15 protein-coding genes are annotated in these 26004 nt (G+C 44.6%); 4 read left to right on the top strand and 11 right to left on the bottom strand.

The genetic code is table 11. From position 1 onward, the window contains the following. Positions 1-1596 precede the first annotated feature (1596 nt). From metF to FDF36_RS20495, 4 genes are read left to right on the top strand one after another with little or no spacing between them, the layout of a single operon-like run. Positions 1597-2550: a methylenetetrahydrofolate reductase [NAD(P)H] gene (gene metF / locus FDF36_RS20510; protein ID WP_220392618.1), complete on the top strand. Its 954-nt coding sequence runs from the start codon at positions 1597-1599 to the stop codon at positions 2548-2550. Between the two features lie 3 nt (positions 2551-2553). After that, positions 2554-3663: a DNA polymerase III subunit gene (locus tag FDF36_RS20505; protein WP_220392617.1), complete on the top strand. Its 1110-nt coding sequence runs from the start codon at positions 2554-2556 to the stop codon at positions 3661-3663. A 16-nt stretch (positions 3664-3679) separates the two neighbouring features. Further along, positions 3680-5134, top strand: a complete 1455-nt coding sequence (locus FDF36_RS20500; protein WP_220392616.1) for a PSP1 domain-containing protein — start codon at positions 3680-3682, stop codon at positions 5132-5134. Continuing rightward, a complete protein-coding gene (locus FDF36_RS20495) occupies positions 5112-5582 on the top strand; it encodes a gliding motility lipoprotein GldH (protein ID WP_220392615.1) in 471 nt (156 codons plus the stop codon). Before FDF36_RS20500 ends, FDF36_RS20495 begins: the two co-directional genes overlap by 23 nt. Here FDF36_RS20495 and rodA read toward each other — a convergent pair. The 11 genes from rodA to FDF36_RS20440 form a co-directional block, all read right to left on the bottom strand. Beyond that, positions 5577-7034 (bottom strand): rod shape-determining protein RodA, encoded by a 1458-nt coding sequence (gene rodA, locus FDF36_RS20490; RefSeq protein ID WP_220392614.1) that lies wholly within the window; start codon positions 7032-7034, stop codon positions 5577-5579. The genes FDF36_RS20495 and rodA overlap by 6 nt on opposite strands. After that, positions 7015-8871, bottom strand: coding sequence for a penicillin-binding protein 2 (gene mrdA, locus FDF36_RS20485; protein WP_005792058.1), 1857 nt, complete (start codon positions 8869-8871; stop codon positions 7015-7017). Before mrdA ends, rodA begins: the two co-directional genes overlap by 20 nt. A 2-nt stretch (positions 8872-8873) precedes the next feature. Then, a complete protein-coding gene (mreD, locus tag FDF36_RS20480) occupies positions 8874-9371 on the bottom strand; it encodes a rod shape-determining protein MreD (RefSeq protein WP_005804255.1) in 498 nt (165 codons plus the stop codon). Further along, the gene (gene mreC / locus FDF36_RS20475; protein WP_220392613.1) at positions 9368-10213 is read right to left on the bottom strand and encodes a rod shape-determining protein MreC; all 846 of its coding nucleotides are present in this window, start codon (positions 10211-10213) and stop codon (positions 9368-9370) included. Before mreC ends, mreD begins: the two co-directional genes overlap by 4 nt. A gap of 101 nt (positions 10214-10314) precedes the next feature. Then, positions 10315-11337, bottom strand: coding sequence for a rod shape-determining protein (locus tag FDF36_RS20470; RefSeq protein WP_005792050.1), 1023 nt, complete (start codon positions 11335-11337; stop codon positions 10315-10317). Positions 11338-11411: 74 nt separating this feature from the next. After that, entirely contained in the window at positions 11412-12935 is a 1524-nt protein-coding gene (purH, locus tag FDF36_RS20465; RefSeq protein WP_005792044.1) for a bifunctional phosphoribosylaminoimidazolecarboxamide formyltransferase/IMP cyclohydrolase, read from the bottom strand. 151 nt (positions 12936-13086) lie between these two features. After that, positions 13087-15120, bottom strand: coding sequence for a M13 family metallopeptidase (locus tag FDF36_RS20460; protein ID WP_220392612.1), 2034 nt, complete (start codon positions 15118-15120; stop codon positions 13087-13089). A gap of 15 nt (positions 15121-15135) precedes the next feature. Beyond that, entirely contained in the window at positions 15136-17091 is a 1956-nt protein-coding gene (locus FDF36_RS20455) for an ABC-F family ATP-binding cassette domain-containing protein (RefSeq protein ID WP_220392611.1), read from the bottom strand. A 912-nt stretch (positions 17092-18003) separates the two neighbouring features. Then, positions 18004-18906: a glycosyltransferase family protein gene (locus FDF36_RS20450; RefSeq protein WP_005792036.1), complete on the bottom strand. Its 903-nt coding sequence runs from the start codon at positions 18904-18906 to the stop codon at positions 18004-18006. Positions 18907-19032: 126 nt separating this feature from the next. After that, entirely contained in the window at positions 19033-21384 is a 2352-nt protein-coding gene (gene tamL / locus FDF36_RS20445; protein ID WP_220392610.1) for a translocation and assembly module lipoprotein TamL, read from the bottom strand. Positions 21385-21411: 27 nt separating this feature from the next. Beyond that, positions 21412-25956 (bottom strand): translocation/assembly module TamB domain-containing protein, encoded by a 4545-nt coding sequence (locus FDF36_RS20440; RefSeq protein ID WP_220392609.1) that lies wholly within the window; start codon positions 25954-25956, stop codon positions 21412-21414. Positions 25957-26004: the final 48 nt, after the last annotated feature.

The following is a 26004-nucleotide window of genomic DNA, read 5'->3' as shown; positions in this document are numbered from 1 at the left end:
GGTATTTTTTTGAAGAAATTTTGATTCGGAACGTAAAGGGCTGAGGGAGAGGAGGATTGTAAAAAAGGATTATGGGGGACGCGAAGGAAAAGAGGGAAAGGGACACATTATTATATTATATAAGGGGGAGTTTGCAGGGGAGGAAGGAAAGGATATGTGCTGCGAAAGGGAGGGAAAGGGACGTTTCGGGGAGGAAATTGAGGAGAAAATAGGGGGTTAACGGGAGCTTGACGGGAGTTAAACAGAAAATACGACGGGGGTTAAACAAAAAACCTGGTGGGAACTTTGGCGGGAGTTGAACGGAAATCAAACAGGAATCAAACAAAAATTGAACGGAAGCACGCGTTAACATTGTTAATGCGGTTGGGGAGAGGTTTATTTCAGGGGCGGAAAGAACAAAGCTTTTACTTCGAAAAGGCTTGTTATTTGAAAACAAAAGGCTTGATTTAACTCTGTGTTAAATCAAGTAATAGGAAGAGGAAAAACAAAAGGGGGAAAAAAATTGAGAATGAAGGAAATAAAGAGATAAGAGGGGGTTTCCTGGAAAAAGGAATAAGGGGTGGACGGAAAGGGATAGTTGCGATTAGGACAAGTATGGAGGTAATCCGAGAGAGTGTGTTTGTGATCCGAGAAGCTCTGTTGCGCAAGATTTTCAAAAGCAAAGTTCGGGGCGGAAACGGGAGAAGGCTACCTTTTAAACCAAAGGAATGTTGGTTTAAAAGGTATTGATTAGAGAAAACAAGAAAAGAGAAATGGCACAAAACAAGTCCCCTATATTTGAAAACAGGATTCAAGTATAATGCCTGAATCCTGAAGTTTTCTATTTACACAAAATTGTGGATAGTGCCTCCCAAAAATTAGGAAAGAGAAAGTCAACTCCACCTTTATCCCCATTCTTTATCCCTCCGTAGGTATGAAAGAAGAAATCAAAAACATAAAACAATAATGTCCGGATAATACAAACAAAGTCAATTACGCCATCTCCTCTTATTCTATACCAGCACTATTAAAAGGTACTTTCCATAATTTTGTGTTAATAGAAAATTACGTGATTCAGGTTTTATACTTGAATCCTGTTTTCAAATTCAATTTCAGACTCTCAACCAGTTATCCACATAGAATTTACCGAAGACATGCATTAACCTTAGCCTGCCTTTATAAACCACCCCCACTCCTTATCCCTATGCCTAACCGCTTTGCATCAATCATCTCCCATCATAGCATTAATAACATACAGAAAGTTCTTTCCACCCCAATAATGTATAGCTTCATACGGACAATGATGTTTGAATCATCTTGAAGTCGAAACTTATTTCTCCATTCCTTCCATTACAACTCAAGCAGAAATAACTATCGCTTGTATGTGAGCATAATACAAATCAGATAAATATCTCCAAACAAGTTACAATAAATATCTTTTTATAAAAGTTGTGCCTTCTATTCATTAAAAGTTCAGGTTAACAACAAAAAAAGAATCATAACTGGGAACAAAGACAATCTTTTCAGGTTCTACAACGATTTCGTTTCATCTTTTTTTCGTATTTTTGTCCCAATATGCATGCTTTTGCAAGGATAGCAAAGACGAATAAAAAAATAATGAGAGTAATTGATTTAATACATAGCAACGAAAAAACAGCTTTCTCTTTCGAAATACTTCCTCCTTTAAAGGGTACGGGTATCGAGAAGTTGTACCAAACCATAGATACCTTACGTGAGTTCGACCCAAAGTATATCAACATCACCACTCATCGCAGTGAGTATGTATATCAGGATTTAGGCAACGGACTTTTTCAGCGCAACCGCCTGAGAAGACGTCCGGGAACCGTAGCTGTAGCTGCTGCCATCCAGAATAAATACAACATCACAGTAGTACCACACATTTTGTGCAGCGGGTTTACACAGGAAGAGACAGAATATGTACTGCTCGACCTTCAGTTCCTGGGTATTACAGATCTATTAGTGCTTCGTGGCGATAAAGCCAAACATGAAACAGTATTTACTCCTGAGGGAGACGGACACCATCATGCTTTGGATCTGCAGCAACAAATCAATAACTTCAACAAAGGTATTTTTGTAGACGGATCGGAGATGAAAGTGACTAATACTCCTTTCTCATACGGTGTGGCTTGCTATCCGGAAAAGCATGAAGAAGCTCCTAATATCGATATGGATATCTATTGGTTGAAGAAGAAAGTGGAAGCCGGCGCAGAATATGCCGTTACCCAACTGTTCTATGATAACAAAAAGTACTTTGAATTCGTAGAAAAGGTACATCAGGCAGGCATCGACATCCCTATCATCCCGGGTATTAAGCCCTTTAAAAAGATATCACAACTGAACATGGTGCCTAAAACCTTCAAGGTAGACCTTCCGGAAGAGTTGACCAAGGAAGCACTGAAGTGCCAAACCGATGAGGAAGCCCGTCAGGTAGGCATCAAGTGGTGCATCAGCCAATGCAAAGAGCTGATGGCAGCCGGTGTGCCCAGTATCCATTTCTACTCCATCGGAGCAGTGGACAGTATTAAAGAAGTAGCCAAAGCAATCTATTAAGCCATGTTTTTCAGAGACGTCATCGGACAAGAAGCGGCCAAGCATCGACTGATACAAGAAGTCAGCGAAGGACGCATCCCTCATGCCCAGCTTTTTTGTGGGCCTGAAGGGGTAGGCAAGTTTCCGCTGGCACTGGCCTATGCACGCTATCTGAGTTGCACCAATCGTAGTGACTCTGATGCTTGCGGAATCTGTCCGTCATGTGTGAAATTCAATAAGCTGGTTCACCCGGATGTTCATTTCGTTTTTCCGGTAGTAAAAAACGGGAGAAGTGATGACTACATTGTAGAATGGAGAAAATTGGTGTTAAACAATCCCTATTTTACCATCAATCATTGGCTGAACGAAATAAATGCAGAAAATGCACAGGCCGTAATCTATACCAAAGAGAGTGATGAGATCATGAAAAAGCTCAGCCTTAAATCCAGCGAGGGCGGATTTAAGATTACACTCCTCTGGCTACCGGAAAAGATGCAACAGGCTTGTGCCAACAAGTTATTGAAACTACTGGAAGAACCACCCGAAAAGACAATCTTCCTTTTGGTTTCGGAGACTCCCGATTTAATTCTCCAAACGATACTGAGCCGCACGCAACGCTTCAATCTACGTAAAATTGAGGAAGAATGTATTGCCGAGGCTTTACAAAGCAAATACGGAGTCCAGCAGGTAACAAGTATTTCGATCGCCCACCTGGCCAACGGAAACTTTATCAAAGCCCTCGAGACGATTCACCTGAATGAAGAGAATCAGTTGTTTTTCGAACTGTTTGTCAGTCTGATGCGTCTCTCTTACCAACGGAAAATCCGGGAAATGAAATTATGGAGTGAACAAGTGGCAGGCATGGGACGCGAACGCCAGAAAAACTTTCTGGAATACTGCCAACGAATGATCCGGGAGAATTTTATCTACAACCTACACCGGAAAGAGTTGACTTATATGACATTAGAAGAACAGAACTTCGCTACACGGTTTGCCCCTTTTGTCAACGAACGAAATGTAATGGGCATCATGGATGAACTGAGTGAAGCTCAAAAACATATTGAACAGAACGTAAATGCTAAAATGGTATTTTTCGACTTCTCGCTGAAGATGATCGTACTGTTAAAGCAATAACTTTAAAATAAAGTATATGGAATTTAAACTGCATAATGGGAGCGGAGGTCTTTGTTGTAAAAGCTGTTCCCGACAAGATAAAAAACTAAATACCTATGATTGGCTGGCCGACATACCAGGCAATGCAGAGGAGAGTGATATGGTAGAAGTTCAATTTAAGAACACCCGCAAAGGCTACTACCGTAACAGTAACAAAATCAAATTGGAGAAAGGCGATATCGTAGCTGTAGAAGCTACTCCGGGACACGATATTGGTACTGTCACCCTGACAGGACGATTAGTCCCCCTCCAGATGAAAAAGGCAAACTTTAAACAGGATGCCGAAATCAAGCGTATCTACCGCAAAGCAAAAGCTGTGGATATGGAGAAATATGAAGAAGCAAAAGCCAAAGAACATACCACAATGATTCGTGCACGGCAGATAGCAGCCAGTCTGAATCTGGATATGAAAATTGGTGATGTAGAATATCAAGGAGACGGCAATAAAGCTATCTTTTATTATATCGCCGACGAACGCGTAGACTTCCGCCAATTGATTAAAGTACTGGCCGAAGCTTTCAGAGTACGCATCGAAATGAAACAAATCGGTGCACGACAGGAAGCCGGACGCATCGGAGGTATCGGCCCTTGCGGACGTGAGTTATGTTGTGCCACCTGGATGACCAGTTTTGTATCCGTATCAACCAGTGCAGCAAGGTATCAGGACATTTCACTGAATCCTCAAAAGTTGGCCGGACAGTGTGCCAAGTTAAAATGTTGCCTGAACTATGAAGTGGACTGCTATGTAGAAGCACAAAAACGTCTGCCCTCAAGAGAAATCGAACTGGAAACCAAAGACGGAACCTATTACTTCTTCAAAGCAGATATCCTCAGTAATCAGATTTCGTATTCAACCGACAAAAACTTTGCAGCAAACTTAGTGACCATTAGCGGAAAACGTGCATTCGAAGTGATAGGGCTGAACAAAAGAGGAATTAAACCAGACAGTCTGCTGGAAGCCGAACGCAAGCCGGAACCTAAAAAGCCTGTTGACTTGCTGGAGCAGGAAAGCTTGACGCGTTTCGACCGTGACCGCCGCCGCAACGCCAAAGACGGAAATGGAAAGGACGAAGGCGGAAACGGAAACCGGAAAAAGAAAAAGAAGAATAATAACCGCCCGCAACAAGCTGCCAATAGCGAAACACAGGGTTCACAACCTACTCCGGTAAATGCACAGGAGAACAACGGTTCTCAGCCTGTACAAAACCAACAGCGTACACGTGGTGAACGTCCGAAAAACAATAATCGAAACAACAACCAACCACGTAAAAATAATGAGTCTCGTGAAACGCGTAACAACGAGAACCGGGAAACGCGTAAAAACGACCCCCGTGAACAGCGCCCTCCTCGCGAACCACGCGGACCGCGCAACAATGAACAACCTAAACGTATCGAGAAAGCTCAGGAAAATGAAAAGCCTGCTCAAGAATAGCATTTGCATGCTCCTTACCACATGGGCTCTGACTGCATGTGACGAAAATACTGTGTATCACTCTTACCAATCCACTCCCCCGGATGGATGGAAGAAGAGTGATACACTCTTTTTCAACGTGCCTCTAAAAGATTCCCTAATCAACCTGCGACTGTCCGTTGGTGTACGCAACAGCAGCAACTACCCTTATCAGAATCTGAATATCCTCATCCATTATAATCTGGAAGATTCAACTGTATGGAAGACAGATACCCTGAAGTTCATACTGACTGACCGGGAAGGCAAATGGACAGGAACCGGCTGGGGAAGTCTCTACCAATCGGCACTCCCTTTGAAGGACTGCTTTGTCAAACATCCGGGCAACTACACTTTCAAGATAGTACACGAAATGAAGAATGAACAACTAAGCGGGATCAGCGATGTGGGATTGAAAATAGAACATTTATAGTCGTCTGCTACGTCCCGCATCGATACGCAGAAAAATAAAAAGCAGAATCGTAAATCCCCATAAAGATGACCCGCCATAACTAAAGAAAGGCAATGGAATACCGATTACAGGAGTCAGACCAAGTACCATTCCGATGTTAATAAACAAATGGAACAGGAAAATGCTCACAACCGAATAGCCATAAACCCGTCCGAAAGTAGAAGTCTGCCGCTCTGACGTTGCTATAAGACGAAGTATCAATGCCAAGAAAAGCAAAAGAACGGCTGCCGAACCAACAAACCCCTGCTCTTCACCCACAGTACAGAAAATGAAGTCGGTATCTTGTTCGGGCACATATTTCAACTTGGTTTGTGTACCATTCAGAAAACCTTTACCCGTCAACCCTCCGGAACCAATCGCAATTTTCGACTGGTTAACGTTGTAACCGGCTCCGGCCAAGTCCTCTTCCATCCCCAGCACCACTTTTATACGAATCTGCTGATGAGGTTCAAGAATGTTGTCGAACACATAATCACTTGAATAAAGAAAACCGATAGAACCCAAAGCAAACAATCCGATTAAAAGATAGGCACGTTGCCGTTCGCTCAACGATAAGTAAAGTAGATAACCTATGGTCAACACACAAAGCCCCCATTCTACCCAAACCAGATTGAATGGAGAAAGATACTCAGAAACAAGATAAGCGATCAGCAACACAAGCAAACTACCGCCTATAATATTCCGTACAGGCCCCCACTTTTTCCTATACACCCAAACCATGGAACCAGCGAATAAAAGTATCATCAACAGCACGGCAAACTCCCCGATAGGCGTAGGCGTATCGGCTATAAATACCTGATCGAAACGAATACCCACCACAAAATAGACTACGGCACACACTCCCGAAAATAAAACGACTCCGGGCATACCCTCGCGATATAGTACCAAAAAGAAAGCAAGATAGACCAATGCCGAACCGGTTTCTTTCTGCAAAATAATCAGTAACATCGGAAGTAAGATAAAAGCGACCAGGGGTAAAAAGCACTTCCACTTCTTGATATTAAATGAATAGGTATTCATAAACTTCGCCAGAGCCAAAGCTGTGGCAAATTTTGCAAACTCCGCCGGCTGCAGACTGACCGGACCTAATATTAACCACGAACGGGAACCTTTCGTATCGGGCGCAATAAAAATGGTTACGATCAACAGAAGAATCATACCTATATATATCAGGTATGCAAACATATCGTACATTCGCTCTTCAAGCATCAGGAGTATAAAACCAAGCCCGAAAGAACAGATAATCCACACAAACTGCCTACCGGCACGTGTTGAAAAGTCCAGAAAGTCACGATCACCATAATCATAACTGGCACCGCACACACTAAACCATCCACCGATTATAAGGAGCAGGTAAATGACGATCGTTACCCAATCCAATGTTTTCCATAAACTAACGCTCCTCGTTTCCATACATAATCACTCTATTACTATATTCTTCTGCACGTATCTCATTCTCCGGAGAGAGTTTCCCTTTTAAATATTGTTCCATCATCAATGCTCCGATCGGTACTCCGTAGACTGCGCCAAAACCACCATTCTCAACATATACGGCGATGGCTATCTTTGGGTTATTCATGGGAGCAAATCCCATAAAAACGGAGTGGTCGTGTCCTCGGTTCTGCGCCGTACCGGTTTTGCCACATACTTCAACGTCCGGCAAAATGGCTCCTGCTACCCGGCAAGTACCTCCGGTGACCGCAGCACGCATGCCTGTAACCACATCTTCATAGTGTTTCCGGTCGATAGAGGTTTTTCTGGGAACCCGATAGAGGCTGTCGAGCTGTTCATCTTGAATTTCCTTCACAATATGTGGAGTAATAAAATGTCCCCGATTGGCTATTGTTGCGCCCAAATTGGCTATCTGCAAAGGAGTTGCCAGAATCTCTCCCTGACCAATTGCGATACTGATCACTGTCAACCCATTCCAACGTCCACGATAGGCCTTGTCATAAAACTGGGCATTAGGAATCAATCCCCGCTTTTCACCCGGTAAATCCACCCCGAGTTTATAGCCAAAACCCTGTGACACCATGTGGTCTTTCCATACAGTAATGGCATTTTGTGAGGAACCATACTTGCGGTCGCCAAACATCCGGAACAAGCCCCAACAAAAATAAGAGTTACACGAAGTCGCAATGGCCGGTATTAACGGCAACGGCGAACCATGGGCATGACATCCCACATGCAAACTCCCGTAATTGAACCCATGAGCACAGGGGAAAGCCGGCGTATTGGTCTGAATAATCCCTTCTTGTAAGAAAGTCAGCGCTTGTGCCGTTTTAAACGTCGATCCCGGAGGATATACTCCCATAATCGAACGGTTTAACAAAGGTTTCATCGGATCTCTCTGGAGCATCAAGTGGTTCTTTCCGCGCTGACGGCCAATCATCAGTCTCGGATCAAAATCGGGTGAAGAAACCATGCAAAGTATTTCTCCCGTCTCCGGTTCGATAGCAACAATACTCCCGATTTTATTTTTCAACAAGCGTTCTCCCAACATCTGGAGATCGATATCGATTCCGAGCTTCAGGTTTTTTCCGGGTATCGGACGCTTATCATACTTTCCATCCATATAATGTCCCTGTATACGTCCGTGCGCATCCCTCAACAATACTTCAACGCCCTTTTCGCCCCGTAAATAAGATTCATATGATTTTTCAATACCCTGTTTCCCGATATAGTCTCCCCGGATGTAGTAATCATCATTTTCGATGTCTTTCATTGATACTTCACCAATATCACCCAGCACATGGGCAGCGGAGTTATAGCTATATTGACGAATGGTGCGTCGCTGGATATAGAATCCGTGAAACTTAAATAGCTTCTCCTGAAATACGCCACATTCTTCTGCCGAAAGTTGAGACATGAATACCTGATTGGTGTAACGTGAATAACCGGGATTCCTGCGACGATCTTTCATATCGCTCATTATTTTCAGAAACTGTGCACGAGTGATATTCAGCGTCTGGCACAAGTCGAGTGTATCGAGGTTCTCAACTTCCTTCGGCACCATTGTTATATCATACGCCGGCTGATTAAACACTAACAGTTTATCATTCCGGTCGTACATTGCCCCACGTGACGGGTACTGAATCTTATTCAGGAAAGCATTACTGTCGGCATTTTTTTTATAGTCATCAGTAGCTATCTGGAGAGAAAACAGACGCAGCAAGTAAATCAGGACAATAGCCAATGCTACTCCACCGATCACATATTTCCGTTTCTCTAAAACATAATCTTTTGCCATACCTATCTCCTCACTCCTTCAACAGCCATTATACAGGTTATAGTCAAAATGGTGCTCGACACCACCCTTAACAGCAATAACGGTATGCTGGTAAATGAGAAGAACTCAAGAGTCAGTAACATAAAATGGTGAACAAAGACACTTACCACCAAATATTTAAGGAAAGAAGCAATTCCCATACTTTTCAGCGAAGGTACGATACTATCCAAAGTATCTCGAGGCGTAAACAGACGAAGAAACAACGGACGTAGAAAAGCCAGCAGTACTGTCGCCGCCGCATTCATACCCGGGGTATTAGAAAAGATATCGATGGCAAGCCCCATACAGAAACCCCATACCATCAATTCGTTGCGGGAAGTACCGGAGTTAAATTTTAATATAAAGTAAACGTATAGAAAAGGAGTAGCCACACCGGCTATGTGCACATTATTCAAGATCAGCACCTGAAGCAATATCAGACCGACAAACCATCCTACTCTATGTATATAGTTGATAATCATTGCGCCAAACTCTTTTGTTCCAACTCTTTTTGCTCTCTCTGACCAGTTCTTGCAATCACACGCACCTCACTCACCTTACCAAAATCCGTTGCCAGTTTCACCTTCAACAGATAAGAAAGGCCATCATTCGAATCGGCCATATCGTCTACCGTACCAATCATAATACCTTCAGGAAAAACCGTGGAATAACCACTGGTCACAACTGTATCTCCCAGATTGAATTCGGCATGACGGGGCAAATCTTTCAAATAAGCATATCGGGAATCTCCATATTCCCACTTCAGGTAACCGAAATACTCACTACCCACAATTTTACAACTAATGCTGGATTTGCTGTTCAACACCGAAATCACCCGGGAATAGTGAGAAGAAGTTTCATATACGATGCCGACCACCCCATTACCGTCGACCACGCCCATTTCAGGACGGATGCCATCCTTAGATCCCCGATTAAGAGTGATATAGTTATCTACCAGATTGAGACTGTTATTGATAACCCGGGCTTTGAAGATTTCATAGTCTGTATTCGACAAGTTTCGGATACTATTCAGCTCGGTTGAGTCTGAGAGATGTTTTACTAATGCATTCTCCAGATTGCTGTTCTGCTGCTCCAACTCCATGATGCGATCCAGTAAATCCTCATTGACCGATTTCAGATGGAAATAAGAAGTTATTCCACCGGATACTTCGTATACTTTGCCGGCAACTACATTGGCCGAACTGAAATAAACACTGTGTTGGTAGTGGTTAAAGCGAAATAACAAAACAAAACTGATCACCTCCAACAGAATGAAGAGGAACCAGTGATTATATTTCAAAAGAAAGTTCAGTAAATTCCGCATAAAGACATATAAGTTACAAACTACGATCTACGAGCCACAAGTTCGTGCAGCAACTTACGCAACTGCCTCTCACTTATAGCTCGTAAACCGTAGTCAATTATTTATCTCATCAAGAATGAGAAACGGTCTACATTCTTCAATGCAACCCCTGTACCTTTAGCTACTGCATGCAACGGGTCTTCTGCAATGTGAAAAGGAATGTTTATCTTATCAGTCAGACGTTTGTCCAAGCCACGAAGCAGCGCTCCACCACCGGCCAAATAAATTCCATTATGCACAATATCCGCATACAGTTCAGGAGGTGTATTCTCTAACGCACTCAGAATAGCTGTTTCTATCTTCGAGATTGATTTCTCAAGACAGTGCGCCACTTCCTGGTAGCATACCGGAACTTCCATCGGAAGTGCAGTGATACGATTCGGCCCGTGAACGATATAATCTTCAGGAGCATCCTCACCCAGTTCGGTCAAAGCAGCACCCACATTAATCTTAATACGTTCGGCCATACGCTCACTGACTTTCACGTTATGCTGACGGCTCATGTATTCCTGAATATCGGCAGTCAGATCATCTCCCGCTATACGAATAGAGTTGTTCGAAACAATACCTCCCAATGAAATTACAGCAATCTCGGTAGAACCACCACCTATATCAACAATCATGTTTCCTTCCGGTGCTTCTACATCGATACCGATACCGATAGCCGCAGCCATAGGTTCGAATACCAGATAGACATCACGTCCGCCGGCATGTTCGGCAGAGTCACGGACAGCACGAAGTTCAACTTCCGTACTACCCGAAGGCACTCCGATCACCATACGAAGCGATGGAGAGAAAAGGCGATTACGAGTATTTACCTGTTTGATCAGTCCGCGCATCATCTGCTCGCAAGCATAGAAGTCGGCAATCACTCCGTCGCGCAACGGACGGATGGTACGAATATTCTCGTGCGTCTTTTCGTGCATCAGCTTGGCCTTTTCACCTACAGCAATCATCTTGTCTGTCCGACGGTCAAGGGCCACCACCGAAGGCTCATCTACTACAATCTTACCACCGGTAATAATGATAGTATTGGCCGTACCGAGGTCCATTGCTATTTCTTGTGTAAAAGAGAATAATCCCATAATGAATAAATTTCTAATGCGTCAATATGCCAGTGTGCCCATAACGGGTTGTCCGGCATACAACAAGTTTTTAATTAGTGCTTAAAGTGGCGGATACCCGTTGTAACCATTGCCATGCCATGTTCGTTGCAATAGTCAAATGTTAACTGGTCTTTCACCGAACCGCCCGGCTGGATCACAGCTGTCACACCTTCCTTATCCGCAATTTCCACACAATCGGGGAAAGGGAAGAAAGCATCCGATGCCATCACCGCACCCTGCAAATCGAAACCAAACGACTTAGCTTTTTCGATAGCTTGTTTCAGTGCATCCACTCGTGAAGTCTGTCCCACACCGCTTGCCAGCAATTGTTTTCCTTTGGCCAATACAATGGCATTCGACTTACTGTTTTTCACTATCTTATTAGCAAACAGCATATCTTCTACCTCTTCCGGTGTCGGAGCTTTATCAGTTACCGTTTTCAGGTCTGCAGTTGTTTCAATATTCAAGTCTCTGTCCTGAACCAATACACCATTCAATAAAGAACGGAATTGCTTTCTCGGCAATTTAGCCTCTTTACGAACCAAAATGATACGATTCTTTTTCTGTCCCAGAATTTCGAGTGCATCTACATCGTAATCAGGAGCAATCACAACTTCAAAGAAGATTTTATTGATCTCTTCCGCTGTCTCTTTATCAATAACCGCATTCGTGATCAGCACCCCCCCAAAGGCAGATACCGGATCACCGGCCAACGCATCTTTCCATGCTTCGAGCACAGTAGGACGAGAAGCCAGCCCGCAAGCATTATTATGCTTCAGAATAGCAAATGTGACATCGTCAAACTCATCGATCAAATCGACAGCGGCATTGATGTCAAGCAGGTTGTTATAAGAGATTTCTTTTCCATGAATCTGATCGAACATCTCATCCAGATTTCCATAGAAATATCCCTTCTGATGTGGATTTTCGCCATAACGCAACGTCTTCTGGCTATTGGCAGAGCAACGGAAAGCAGAACCCTCTTCAGCATCAAAATAGTTGAAGATAGCCGAATCATAGTGTGAAGATACGGCAAATGCCTCTTTAGCCATCCAACGACGTTCTTCAAGAGAAGAAGTGGCCCCGTGCTCCATCAACATATCGAGCAAAGGTTTATATTGAGCTTGTGAAGCAACAATAATTACGTCATTGAAGTTTTTGGCAGCGGCACGAATCAAAGAGATTCCGCCTATATCAATTTTTTCGATAATAGCAGCCTCATCAGCACCCGAAGCAACAGTCGCTTCAAACGGATAGAGATCTACAATAACCAGGTCGATTTCAGGGATTTCATATTTCTCAATCTGCTGGATGTCTTGTTCCAGTCCACGGCGGCAAAGAATTCCTCCGAATATTTTCGGATGCAACGTCTTCACTCTACCACCCAAAATAGAAGGATACGAAGTCAAATCTTCGACAGCCTTACAGGGATAGCCCAGCGATTCAATAAACTGACGAGTTCCGCCTGTTGACAGGAACTCCACTCCTTCTTCGTGCAGTTTGGTAATGATTTCATCCAAACCTTCTTTGTGATAAACCGATACCAAAGCGGTTTTTATTCTTTTAGACTCAGACATTGATTTGCTTATTAAGTATTTGGTGCGCAAAGTTACGAAATATTGTTTATCGTACGTAATAAATAAGGTGTGAATTATTAATAAAAAAGCGCTGACTCACAATTGAATGAGTCAGCGCCATTTTTACTTTTATTTTATTTGCAACAATCTATTACCAAATTGACACCCGCTTATCTACCGGCAAGTACATCGGATCTTTTTCAGTAATATTGAAAGCTTCATACCATGCACCGATTTGAGGCAGTGCTCCATCTACACGCCATTTGCCCAACGAATGCGGATCGGTCTTCGTACGCTTCAGGATTTCTTCAGGACGGATGTTTCCGGCCCACACATTGGCATAAGACAAGAAGAAGCGCTGTTCGGGTGTAAATCCGTTTTCAATTTTCAGCGGAGCCGCAGCCGTCGCTTTTTTGAATGCCTGATATGATACCTGAAGTCCACCGTGATCGGCTATATTTTCGCCTAAAGTAAACTCTCCATTGGCATGAACACCGGGAGCTACTTCAATACTGTCGAAGAAGTTAGCCATCACCGCCGCACGAGCCTCAAAGTTCTTGGCATCTTCTGCCGTCCACCAATCTTTCAAGTTACCATCCTTATCATACTGACGACCCTGATCATCAAATCCATGGGTCATTTCATGTCCGATAACTACACCAATCGCTCCATAATTGAAGGCATCATCCGCATTCATATCAAAGAAAGGATATTGAAGTATACCGGCCGGGAAACAGATCTCATTCGTCGTTGGATTGTAATATGCATTTACTGTCTGCGGAGTCATATACCACTCGTCCTTATCGACCGGTTTACCATATTTGCCGATCATCTCGTTGTAACTCCAGTGGTTGGCACGCTCAATATTGGCCCAATATGAATCATCCTTTATTTCCAGAGAAGAGTAGTCTTTCCACTTATCCGGATACCCGATCTTGACATGGAAAGTCGCCAGTTTTTCAAGTGCTTTTTCTTTGGTCTCTTCACCCATCCAGCTCAGCCCCTTGATGCGCTCTCCCAAAGATTCCTGCAAATTCTTGACCAGCGCTACCATACGCTCCTTAGCCGCAGCAGGGAAATACTTCTCTACATACATCTGTCCGACAGCCTCGCCCAATGAACCATCAACAGTGCTGACAGCACGCTTCCAACGAGGTTGCATCTCTTTCTTACCCGACATGGTACGGCCATAGAAATCAAAATCCTGGGCTATAAAGTCGTCACTCAGATAGTTGGCAGCCGAATTGATCAGATTCCACTGCAAGTACAAAATCTGGTCCTCGAGTGATACTGTATCGATGATGGCATTCACCTCCTTCAATGCATCAGGCTGACCAATATTAACCTCTTTCAGATTATTCAGTCCGGCAGTTGAGAAAAATACATCCCATGCAAAAGAAGGATACTCTTTTTGCAATTCTTCCAAAGTCTTCTTATTATAGTTGGCATGCGGATCACGCAATTCTACTTGCGAACGTGCCGACCGGGCCAGGCGAGTCTCGATATTCATCACTGCTTTCACAGCTTTCCGGGCAGTAGCTTCATCATATCCGGCCAGTTGGAACATCTTACTTACATGCTGCTGGTATTTATCACGAATTTCTTTCGTCTGCGCATCATCCTCCAAATAATAATCCCGTTCGCCCATGCCCAGGCCACCTTGCATGGTATGCACCATATTTTCATTGCTATTCATGTCATCAGCACTGACATACAGAATGAAGTACGGATACATCCCTCTCTTCTGCATTTCTACAATCAACGGATAGATTTCAGCTTTATCTTTGATGGCACCTATTTTCTCCAGTTCGGGTTTAATGGGAGCAGCGCCTTCCTTATTCAGTTTTACGCTGTCCATAGCTATATTATAAAGTTCACCGACTTTCTGTGCAATGCTGCCGGCTTCATGTTTTTCGGCAGCCAGCCCTTCAATCAGTCCACGCAACTGCTGACGGTTGTTTTCGGCGAGCATATCGAATGAACCGAAACGTGAATACTCATCTGTCAGAGGATGGTTTTTCATCCATCCGCCACAAGCATACTGATAAAAACTGGTGCCCGGCAGGGCAGTTGTGTCAAGGTTGGCAAGGTCAATGCCGGACGTAAGTACGGCCTCTTTCTTACTGTTGCATCCTGTTGCCATACAACAGATTGCAAGAATTGGTAAATACTTAATTACTTTCATACACTTAATAAACTATTATTTTTCATTCATCTCTTCCAACTCCATCGAAACGCGCTCCCACTCTTCCACCGTATGGTCAAGTTGCTGTTTCAGTTTTTGGTGTTGTTCATATAGCGACATGTCCGAAGCACCATCGGGTGTAGCCATCTTTTCTTCAAGAATAGCAATAGCCGACTCTGTCTGTTCGATAGCAGCTTCACAGTCTGCTACCAGGCGCTCCAGTTTCTTTATTTTTTTATTGAGTTCTTTTTGAGCCTCGTATGATAACTTATTCTCGGATATTCCTTCTTCGGCTCCTTCCTCTTTCTTACCGTTTGCGGGCGAGGCGGATGACGGATTCGCCTTCTGAAGTTCATTCAGGTTCTCTATTTTCTTCTTTTGAAGAAAATCATAGATACCTCCCAAATGCTCTTTCACCATGCCACCACCAAACTCATATACTTTAGTCGCAAGTCCATCCAAAAAATCACGGTCATGACTAACTATAATCACCGTTCCGTCAAACTCTCGGATAGCCTCTTTCAGCACATCCTTCGAACGCATATCCAAATGATTGGTAGGCTCGTCGAGAATCAGGAAGTTGACAGGTTCCAAAAGCAACTTTATCATTGCCAGACGTGTACGCTCACCTCCCGAAAGCACTTTCACCTTCTTATCCGATGCCTCTCCACCAAACATAAAGGCTCCCAGAATATCACGTATTTTCAGACGGATATCTCCCACTGCCACCCGGTCGATAGTATCGAAAACCGTTAGATTCTCATCCAACATCTGTGCCTGATTCTGGGCAAAATATCCAATCTGCACATTATGCCCCAGTGTAAGTTTACCCTCATAATCAATCTCACTCATGATACACTTCACAAGGGTAGACTTACCTTCACCGTTCTTTCCTACAAAGGCCACTTTTTCACCACGATTAATGGTCAGGTTGACATCATGGAAGACAACGTGTGCCCCATAGGCCTTTTTCACGTCTTCACAGATCACCGGGTAGTTTCCGCTACGGCTGGAACAGACAAACTTTAATCTCAATGCGGAGTTATCTACTTCGTCAACCTCAATCCGTTCTATCTTTTCCAGTTGCTTCATGCGGCTCTGCACCTGCACGGCCTTCGTTGCTTTGTAACGGAAGCGCTCGATAAACGCCTCTGTATCCTCAATCTGTTTCTGCTGATTCTCATAAGCACGCAACTGCTGCTCACGACGCTCCTGACGCAAAACGATATACTCATCATATTTCACTTTATAATCGTATATCTGCCCACAAGTAATTTCGATGGTACGAGTGGTTACATTGTTTAAAAAGGCCCGGTCATGGCTGACCAGCACCACTGCATTGGCACGGGTAGAGAGGAAAGTCTCCAGCCATTGGATACTCTCGATGTCCAAATGGTTGGTCGGCTCGTCAAGAAGCAGCACATCCGGTTTCCTGAGCAGAAGTTTGGCCAGTTCGATTCTCATACGCCATCCTCCGGAAAACTCACTGGTCGGACGATTAAAATCTTCCCGGCTGAATCCCAATCCTATCAGCGTACGCTCTATCTCCGCATGAAAGTTAGTGCCTCCCATCATCAGGAAGCGGTCATTCTCATGCGTAAAACGGTCTATTAGTTTATGATACTCTTCCGAATCATAATCGGTTCGGTCAGCCAATTCCTGATTCATGCGTTCCAGGTCGGCCTGTAATTCAAAAATATGTTCAAATGCCAATTCCGCCTCTTCCATCACGGTATGGTTATCGGCAAGAATCATCACCTGTGGCAAATAGCCGATCGTTACATCACGCGGAATAGCTATAACACCTCGTGTAGGACTTTGCAATCCGGCCAAGATCTTCAACATAGTTGATTTCCCGGCACCGTTTTTACCCACCAGGGCTATTCGATCTTTTTTATTAATGACATAACTAACGTCCTCAAACAATGGTGTGGCGTTAAATTCTACTGTTAATCCTTCTACTGAAATCACTTCTTTCTATAAATAAGGGAATTGAGGCAGCAAAGATACTCATTTATACAGACTGCGAAAAAAGAAACGGAATAAATATACATATTCTGAAATAAGCAACGAAAAGAATATAAATATCCGACACATACCGGACATTCGTCCTTTTCTCATCTGCCCCGAAGCCCTGCACACTTTATTTCCTCATAAAGAATTGACAGTCATTTGCAGACATAGACATCAAAAAGACACTGAATCGCAGAATTCGCTTACAAGCCCTTTTCATATTCGGGTGAAAGCAGAAGAAACAGAGCACAGTCAAAAGCTTTTTCTACAGGAAATCCGGACTTTTGAACCGGTTGCACCTTTGTTTTTTCGGAAAGAAGGAAGCATTTGCCCCAAAAGAAGTAAGTATTCGGGTGAAAAGAAGTAAGCATTTTCGGGAAATGCTTACTTCTTTTCTGAATATCTCTATATGTTTTGGCAGATTACATCTATTGTAATGCAAATCGGGCGACAAGAGTGACTGATTTTCTCCTGGTTGCCTCCCCCCGCCCGACCGCTACAAAATATCAGAAAAGCAGGAAAAGCTCCTCAAAGAAAAGATTAGGAAACAAAAACATCATACTTCCTTTCCTTTTATTTCCATTAGGGATGAAACAAGATCAAAACCGTGAATGGATATTTGCCTGTAGGCCGTTTTTATAGACCTTACCGGATTGTGGTCCGAAAAAACGAGAAACAGAGGGTTACGATTATCAATTTGACACATTGACAAACCGACCATCTCCTCCCTCGCGACTCCCGGAGGGTGATTTAAAGTTCACCGGCAAGGAGTGTACCAAAGAGGTGTGATCCGGCCTGATATTAAAAAAGGGACATCTTCGCAAAGACATCCCTTTCAAAATCTACATTATAGAAATAAGCAAATTAGCTTTAGAACAGTTTATCAGGATATTCGCCTGCATCTACCAATGCCTGAATCTTATCTACTACACCCTGACGGTCGGCAGCATAAGTCACGCCGAACCATTTGCTTGTAGTATCCAGAACCTTTACGCGGGCAGTGCCTTCGTTCACCAGTTTGTTTACCATCAGCGGAATGAAGTATTCTGATTTCAGGTTTCCTTCGTTTTCTTTCAGGAACTCTTTGAAATACTCTTCCGAATAAGCGAAATAGTCGGGAGTGAATCCCCACATATTCATTGAAACGGGAGTGTTATCGCCGATTGTCTGCATTTCGCCGTTCTCATCCTTGAACGACACTTTACCATCGATACGCTCGATTGCAGTGCGTTCTACCACTGTAGTCAGATAGCCTTCCGCATTTGTCTCACAAACGCCACGAGCCACAGATCCGCTTTCTGAAAGCGTATTGCCTACACGGTAACCTACCATACAATAGTCGTTCTTTTTACCGTCCATCTGAGACAGTTCGGCACCCAATACAGCAAAGCTGTCACGTCCGTAGAAGTCGTCAGCATTGATAACGGCAAACGGTTCTTTGATAACGTCTTTACCCATCAGGACAGCATGGTTGGTTCCCCAGGGTTTCACACGGTCGGCAGGGCAAGTGAAGCCTTCGGGCAGGTTGTCCAATGCCTGGAATACGAGTTCCACCGGAATATGATTTTCGTATTTACTCAGAATCTTTTCACGGAAATCCTGCTCAAAATCTTTACGGATAACGAATACTACTTTACCAAATCCACCACGAATGGCGTCGTAAATAGAATAGTCCATGATAGTTTCGCCGTTGGGACCCAGTCCGTCCAATTGTTTCAAGCCTCCGTAACGACTGCCCATGCCGGCAGCAAGCACAAATAATGTTGGTTTCATAACTGTGAATATTAAAAGGTTAGTGATGTGTCTCATCAGATATCGTTGCAAAAGTACAAAATAGAATGAAGAATGAAGAACGAAGTATGAAGAATTTTCTTACGCCGCCCATCGTCATCGACTATTTTAGAACGGATAGCCTACGGCAAAGTGTAGTCCCAGCCCCTTCCAGAAAGAACCGGTCACATTGTAATATCCCTTCTTGCCGGTATCGTACGGATCATGCAAAGGCACTCCACAATCCAGACGCAGAATCAGGAAGTCGAGGTCGTAACGTATACCGGCACCTGTTCCCAACGCAATCTGTTTGCCGAAAGTCTTCCAACGCAGTTGCTTTTCCGGTGCCTCTTCATCTTTACGCAACATCCAGACGTTACCGGCATCCAGAAAGACAGCTCCGTGCAGGTCACCGTAAATGCGGAAACGATATTCCACGTTGGCTTCCATCCGGATATCCCCCGTCTGGTCCAGATAGAGCCCTTTCGAAGTCTTGGTCGGCCGGAATCCACCCGGTCCGATACTGCGCGCAGTGAACGCACGCACACTATTGGCACCTCCGATATAGAACTGCTCGCTGTAAGGTGCCGTATTCGTATTGCCATACGCCCAGATAATCCCTCCTGCCACACGGCTGGCTATCGACTGGTTCTTATCGATCTTCCAGGTATAACGGAAGTCACTGTTCACCTTCAGAAACTGCGCGAAAGGAACACCGAACAGCTTCTTATCTCTTTGGCTGAACTTTTTTCCGAAAATACGATAAATACCGGAGGTTATGTTACCGACGGAAGTAAACGTAGTCTGCCACCAGATAGGATTACGCACTCCACGCAAAGCCGCGTTATCAAAAGTATAAGTATATTCCATTGCCGGAATAAACTGATTCTGCAGACTACGGTACAGGGCTTTATTCTGATCAGCAATTTCATCAAAAGCCTTCGTTGTGTGCTGCAATACATTGAAAGTCACCCGGAGAGGTGTCAGGCTGTGACGACTGATACGGGTCGGCTGAAAATCATAAGTGGCATTTCCCCCGAACGCCAATAGTTTATAGTATTTGGCACGGTTAAGCTGATCAATATACAAACGGAAAGTAGTGGTTGCCGGGAAGTCATACTCACGTCCTCCGAAAGAAGGGAACACGACCCGGGGGAAAGTCAAGGCAGTAGATACTCCCATCTCCCAACTATTCATCAATGAGCTTCCTTTATTCTGTCCGGTCTGCCATTCGTAAGAGCCCTTTAACTTGACATTCCACGTCTCTCCTCCCCCAAATACATTGTAACGGGTCAGGCCGAAAGATGCACCGGGACCGGTCTGGTTATTGCTCTTGGTGGTCAGGTTGAATTCCAGTTCCGCGTCATACGGTTTATCGAACGTAGCCTGCAAGCGTACGTTCAGCGTGTCGCAAGTTGCCGTAGAGTCCTGAGGGATATATTGCAGATCGAGATAGCGGAAAATACTCAGTTGCGAAAGACGTTCCTGGATACGCATTTGTCTATACTGGCTGTATAAACGACTATGGGCAGAGTTGCGCAAAGAATCATTGCGGACATAAGCCTGATAATTCAACCAACGGTAAAGCATATTCGGACGCACCTGCATCTTCTTATAATAATGAATATCGAGTCCCCGGTATTCGAGTGTACTGTTCGGCGCTTCTCCACCCTTTCCATACAAAAAGACCGATGTCTTGCCGACATAATACGGGCGCTGGGCTGCATCCGGAAGTCCCGGTACAGGTATCAACCGGAGACTGACATGCCCGGGATTCAACAGTGTATCCGCCTGATACTTCATATAATCCGGACGAAAGTAAAAATACCCGCGATTACGCAATAAAGTACTGATACGACTGCGTTCTTCATCCAGATCACTCACGTTGAACTGTTCACCGGAGGTCAACAACGATCCTCTGCGTCCTCTCTCCATGATTCTCAACGTACGCGGATTGAAACGAGTGTAGTAAACCGTATCGATGTAATAAGGATCTTTCATATCAACCGTATAGCGTATGCTTGCCTTCAGGCTGTCTTTCTTGTCGGGCACGGTCTGGAATCGAACCGTCCCATTAAAGTAGCCATAGTCGTGCAACAGGTTGGTGCCTACTTTGGCACGTATTTCCGGATTGACCGTAGAAATGAACACGGGAGGATTGGCAGCAAACCGATTGAAGAGCCAGTGTCCGAAACCTTTCTTATACCGAACCAGACTGTTATAAGCCCACATCTTGAAAGGGATGGGGACAAAGCCTAAAATCTTTGTACTCGGAGCTTTATCGAGTGCGGCATCAAGTTCGGTCAAAGCATCCTCTGTCAAAGGCGCTTGTGGCTCGTTTTCAACAATAGTCTTCGATCCGGTGTAGAGTATTTCCCCTTCGGGCAGGTGCTTGGTTGTGGAACATGCTCCCAACAGCAACATTACAAAACCGGCTTGTATGGTACCCCATACTATATGAACTGTTTCTTTACGTATCATCCTGTTTAAATCTCTGTTGTTAATCAATTACTGATGTGCTTCGCCGTCAGACGGAGCTTTTTGCGTATCAGGAAGCGTCTTCTTCTTTTTACGGAAAATAAATAACTCACCCAATCTGTCGATACGTTTACGCAGTACCAGACCGATACCAGTTTCCGTTATCTCCCCTTCAAGCACACTTTCATAATTCTTATTGTGGAAAAGGCGAATGTAACGGGTACCGGATGTGTCGAGACGATATTCGAGAGAGATATTGTCAATAAACGACTCGACATCATTCGTAGCCTGCGCTCCGGTAGACACCTTACCACCCAGTACGATCTGGAAACGGTCATTGAAGAAACGCTGCGAATAACGGAAACTGTAATCGGTACGTTTTCCTCCCGCATCAGCCGCATCGTGGTCTTCTACTCCCATCGAGAAGCTGGCATTCTTCAGGTTTCCGGCCAATGCATTGATCTGGCTGGAAAGTATACTGTTCAATGCCGATCCCATGTTCAGCCCCCCACCTCCGGAACTTCCCGAATTAGCCAGATAGAGGCCGGTAGCCAACATTGCAATAGCCTGTTTACCCCGTTCATCAGCACTCATAGAAGCCAGCTGATTCTGCACTTCCGCATCATCGGGAGCATCGATCTCAAAGGCCAGTGAAAGGTTATCCAAACGGTTCTTAACTACAATCGACACATCAAAGTTGACCATACGCGATTGCCCGTTCTCACTGCCTACGGAAGCACGAAGACGCTCGGTAGCTTTGAGATTGAGCATCGGGTCCATCGGATTACCGGTCCATTCCACGTAACTGCCATTGTTTATATTGAATTCTTTCAGGGGTATCACGGGAAGTGCATACTTCATCATACCACCCGTAAGGGTATACCGGCCTGATAAGGACAAATCACCTTGCGGTGTATATTGCATACTCAGATTGCCTCCTCCCTGCAACTCTACCCGGCTGCTACGGTCAGCACTCAGATCGGCCTTCAACCGGACTCCGGGATCGATTTGTACAGTCATAATCATGTCGAGTCCGCCAAGTGACACAACAGGGGCTTCTTCTTTCTGTACGGTCGTCGTATCACTGAAAGAAGTAAAAGTAACCAAGTCTCCCAACCGGTCCTGCACGGTAAGCGGCGAGTCCATCAATACATAAGTGACATCCGTATTGCCCAGCAAATTCATATTGCCGCGCATCACCAACGCATCCACTGGACCACGCAAAGTTGCGTTAAAGTCTACAAACACCTTCCCATATACCAGGCTCTCTTTAGTACGGGGAGCGTTGAGCAGCATGTAGTTTTCCGCCAACATCGACAGATTCACTTTAGGGCTGCCCAAATCACGAAAATCGACTGTACCATCAATCGTGAAAGGATTTTTGCTGGTGGTAAAAATAGCAAATTTGTTGAACATCAAACGACTGTTCTTAATCTGTACGGGACGGTTATCGAACGTAAACCTCGCTCCCGCCTGACGGGCGAAGATCGATACGCTGTCCAGAATCAGATCGCCATTGACCAATGGCTGATCCGTATCTCCGGTTATGTGCAATCCACCATCCATATCACCCGAAAGGCTAACAACCTGATCCGGCACAAAGGCATTAGCTATCTTTAATGGGAAATGCTCCATAATGGCATTCACCTCAATACTATCTTTACCGGTCACCGAGGGATGAAGCGAACCGTCGGCCATCAGAATTTCCTCACCCTCGTGAGTCAAATAAGTACTGATATAATGTTTTCCCCTTTCACCTGGAAGCCATGTCACACCAAGCGCAACGTCTCCGATACGTTGATGTTCATAAGTCAGTTCATCAATATTAGCCTCAGCCGATACCTGCAAAGAAGTAGCTGTCTGCACGTAATTAGCTTCAGCCGAGAAGAGCCCCGACAAGTCGGGCAGGTAAGGGAGTACCTTACTGATTTCAGCCAGACGTATACGTTGTAACTCCACATCAATATTCTGCAACGATACAGTATCGCTCTGGTTTGATTTTATCCGGAATCCCATATCTTCATCATCTACCATATCGACATTAGCATACAAACGCATGTTCTTATGGAGATATACCCAATTGTGACGATCGATGAAGTGGAACTTTCGGAAAGCAATAATGGGATTTTCCGGTATCAGTGTAAAGGCAAGCCCGTCGCCTTTACCGTTTCCCTCGACCAATGGACGGACATTCACACCAAAAAGTACACCGGTTTCTCCTTTATCATTTTCATAGCGTAGCGTGAGTTCGGCATCATCATTGCGTATTTCTCCGGCAATGCTTGATTTAAAAACAATCTGCGGATTCTTAGGACCGTTGATGACTCCCCCGTGCAAACTCATGCGAGCCGTGTCTTGCTTGACAGTAAAATAGATCGTATCCAGTTGCAGGGTATCCATCTTCAATGCATGAATGGAGGCTTTTCCATTGATCCCCCAGTCGGGAGCAGTGCCAAACTTCACACCCACATCGTGAAAAGCGATATCTTTCGTTGCCAGATAATAGGCCAACGGATTTTCTTTACCGGCCGACATCGAAAAAATAGCGGTCGGCAACGCCTCTCGCAATTCCCCGTGATCAAGTTCTTTCTTATCTATTTGCTTAACCAGCACATCAGCAAAATGTACAGACTGTTTAATCAGCTCGTCCAAGCTGGAACGTGCCGAAAGGTTAAGCTTCATATCACCGGCTGTAAGATGGGTGAAAATACGGTCGCGCCGGGCTTCTGCCGTAAAATTAAAAGCTAAAGGATATTTCAGGGGTTTAGGGGCAATCCCCAGTTCATACAAATCAAGTTGCGTAACATCCATATCAAGCTTTCCATCCATATAAGGTTTGGCAAGGTGATATTCGGCATTGGCGTTCATCTTTAACAAGCGGTTGTCACTCACTAAATGGGCTGTGGCAAGTGCGTTCTTTACATCGCCGGTCACCTCAATTCCCGAAATCTGATAACGCCCATAATGCAACGATTGCAGTGAGGCCTTCAAAGAGGCAGTCGTACGATAAGAAGTGAAATCGATTCCTCTTCCCACAGCAGCAACCGATGTAGTCAGTTCGTAGATCGAATCTTTGGGCAAGAAATGATGAAGTTGCAAAGCGTCCACCTTCAGGTCAGCCCGATAAGCCTCAGTGCTCCCATTATAGGCAGCATCTAAATTCAGCATTCCCTCTCCTTCTTTCAACAGGAGTTGTGCCATATATTGAGGCCCTTTCATCCGGGCTTTCGCAACCAACGACATCTGGTTGGGAATAACAAGTAAGCTATCCGGCCTCGTTCCGCCCAAAGCGGTAAGGAAGTTAAGGTTCTGTGTCTGCATCCTCAGGTCAATAATGGCAGACCTCTCCAAGCTATCGGTCAGATTCAATAATTCTCCACCACCCGAAAGCGAAAAAGCTCCGGGCAACTCGGCACTGAATCGGGTTATCTGCATCTCTTTCAGGTTTCCTTCCGTACCGGCACGTATCACCAACGGACGGAAGGGATAGGCCTCTTTGAAGCTGTCCGGCAATCCACCGGCCAGCAACAACACGTCTTGTTTCCCGATCATCGCATTAAAACGGGCAGTCAGGCGTCCGGTAGTAGGAATATTCACCAACTCCCAATAGGTCTGTGCAGTAAGATCCATTTCGGAATGGGGAGTCAGCAGTTTCAAACTCGGCACTTGGATAATGGTATCATTAGCAAACACACGTCCGGTAAGCGAAGTGACACTTAATCCGGATCGATCGTTCATCGAAAATTCACGGATAACAGCATTCATATTGCGTCCACGATAATACATCGAATCGAGTCCGATACGAATATCGCGCAAAGCGATGTGTGAAGGATCAAAACCTTCCGCCGGCTCCGTGGTACCCACATCATAATTGACCGAAGTGCCCGATAACAGAAAACTACGAAGCCCATAATGCAAATTCTTCAAATCGGCTTCCGCATCATTTACTTGTGCTTCTCCCACGTGGGCCGCCAAACGCATACTATCTGTCGGTAACTGCATGCTGAAAGAGACATTCTTCAATTTCAAATGACGCAGGTCTACTTTCCAGCGGACCTCACTTTGAGTGGTATCTTTAGGCGTAGCAGTGGTATCATTCAAAAGTAACTGTACATGAGTATCAGATAGTTCGGCCCGGTTTATAATAGCTATTTCATTGGGTAAATCCACTCCATGACTTTCCAACCTAAAACTACCCAGAACACCTTTCAGCCGCATACCGTCTATCAGGTTAGCAGAATTAACAGCTACCTGTTGAAGGCTGATGTCATCTACCTCAACCTTACCACGGAAAAGCGGAAGTGCCTGCACATGTACATTGAGGCTTTCAAGTGAAAGCAATGTATCGGGAGCCTGGATGACTTCAACTCCCCGTACCAACAGATTTAAAGGAAACCGTAAATCGATGCGACGTACATTGATCTGCATGCCGGTTGCTTCGGAAGCATAAGCAGCAGCCTCCTTTCTCAGAAAATTCTGTACGGGAGGGATATAGAGTAATACCATCAGTATCACAAAGAGTATGAGGGGGGTAAGCAAAATCCAGCTTACCCATTTGATCCATTTTCGTTTCATGAAGCTTGTCTCTCAATGTAAAAAGTGATACAAAGGAAACAAAATTTT

It is taken from the genome of Bacteroides fragilis (genome assembly GCF_019583405.1).
GTDB lineage: Bacteria > Bacteroidota > Bacteroidia > Bacteroidales > Bacteroidaceae > Bacteroides > Bacteroides fragilis_B.
The sequence above is the reverse complement of the archived record's forward strand: the minus strand, read 5'-3'. Positions and strand labels throughout refer to the sequence as shown.

What these genes read in the sequence shown, in the direction of transcription:
- FDF36_RS20505 (WP_220392617.1), top strand. Translation starts at nt 2,554, where the DNA reads ATGTTTTTCAGAGACGTCATCGGACAAGAAGCGGCCAAGCATCGACTG.
- tamL (WP_220392610.1), bottom strand. Translation starts at nt 21,384, where the DNA reads ATGATACGTAAAGAAACAGTTCATATAGTATGGGGTACCATACAAGCC.
- FDF36_RS20460 (WP_220392612.1), bottom strand. Translation starts at nt 15,120, where the DNA reads ATGAAAGTAATTAAGTATTTACCAATTCTTGCAATCTGTTGTATGGCA.
- FDF36_RS20500 (WP_220392616.1), top strand. Translation starts at nt 3,680, where the DNA reads ATGGAATTTAAACTGCATAATGGGAGCGGAGGTCTTTGTTGTAAAAGC.
- mreD (WP_005804255.1), bottom strand. Translation starts at nt 9,371, where the DNA reads ATGATTATCAACTATATACATAGAGTAGGATGGTTTGTCGGTCTGATA.
- FDF36_RS20495 (WP_220392615.1), top strand. Translation starts at nt 5,112, where the DNA reads ATGAAAAGCCTGCTCAAGAATAGCATTTGCATGCTCCTTACCACATGG.
- FDF36_RS20440 (WP_220392609.1), bottom strand. Translation starts at nt 25,956, where the DNA reads ATGAAACGAAAATGGATCAAATGGGTAAGCTGGATTTTGCTTACCCCC.
- rodA (WP_220392614.1), bottom strand. Translation starts at nt 7,034, where the DNA reads ATGGAAACGAGGAGCGTTAGTTTATGGAAAACATTGGATTGGGTAACG.
- FDF36_RS20450 (WP_005792036.1), bottom strand. Translation starts at nt 18,906, where the DNA reads ATGAAACCAACATTATTTGTGCTTGCTGCCGGCATGGGCAGTCGTTAC.
- metF (WP_220392618.1), top strand. Translation starts at nt 1,597, where the DNA reads ATGAGAGTAATTGATTTAATACATAGCAACGAAAAAACAGCTTTCTCT.
- FDF36_RS20470 (WP_005792050.1), bottom strand. Translation starts at nt 11,337, where the DNA reads ATGGGATTATTCTCTTTTACACAAGAAATAGCAATGGACCTCGGTACG.
- purH (WP_005792044.1), bottom strand. Translation starts at nt 12,935, where the DNA reads ATGTCTGAGTCTAAAAGAATAAAAACCGCTTTGGTATCGGTTTATCAC.
- mreC (WP_220392613.1), bottom strand. Translation starts at nt 10,213, where the DNA reads ATGCGGAATTTACTGAACTTTCTTTTGAAATATAATCACTGGTTCCTC.
- mrdA (WP_005792058.1), bottom strand. Translation starts at nt 8,871, where the DNA reads ATGGCAAAAGATTATGTTTTAGAGAAACGGAAATATGTGATCGGTGGA.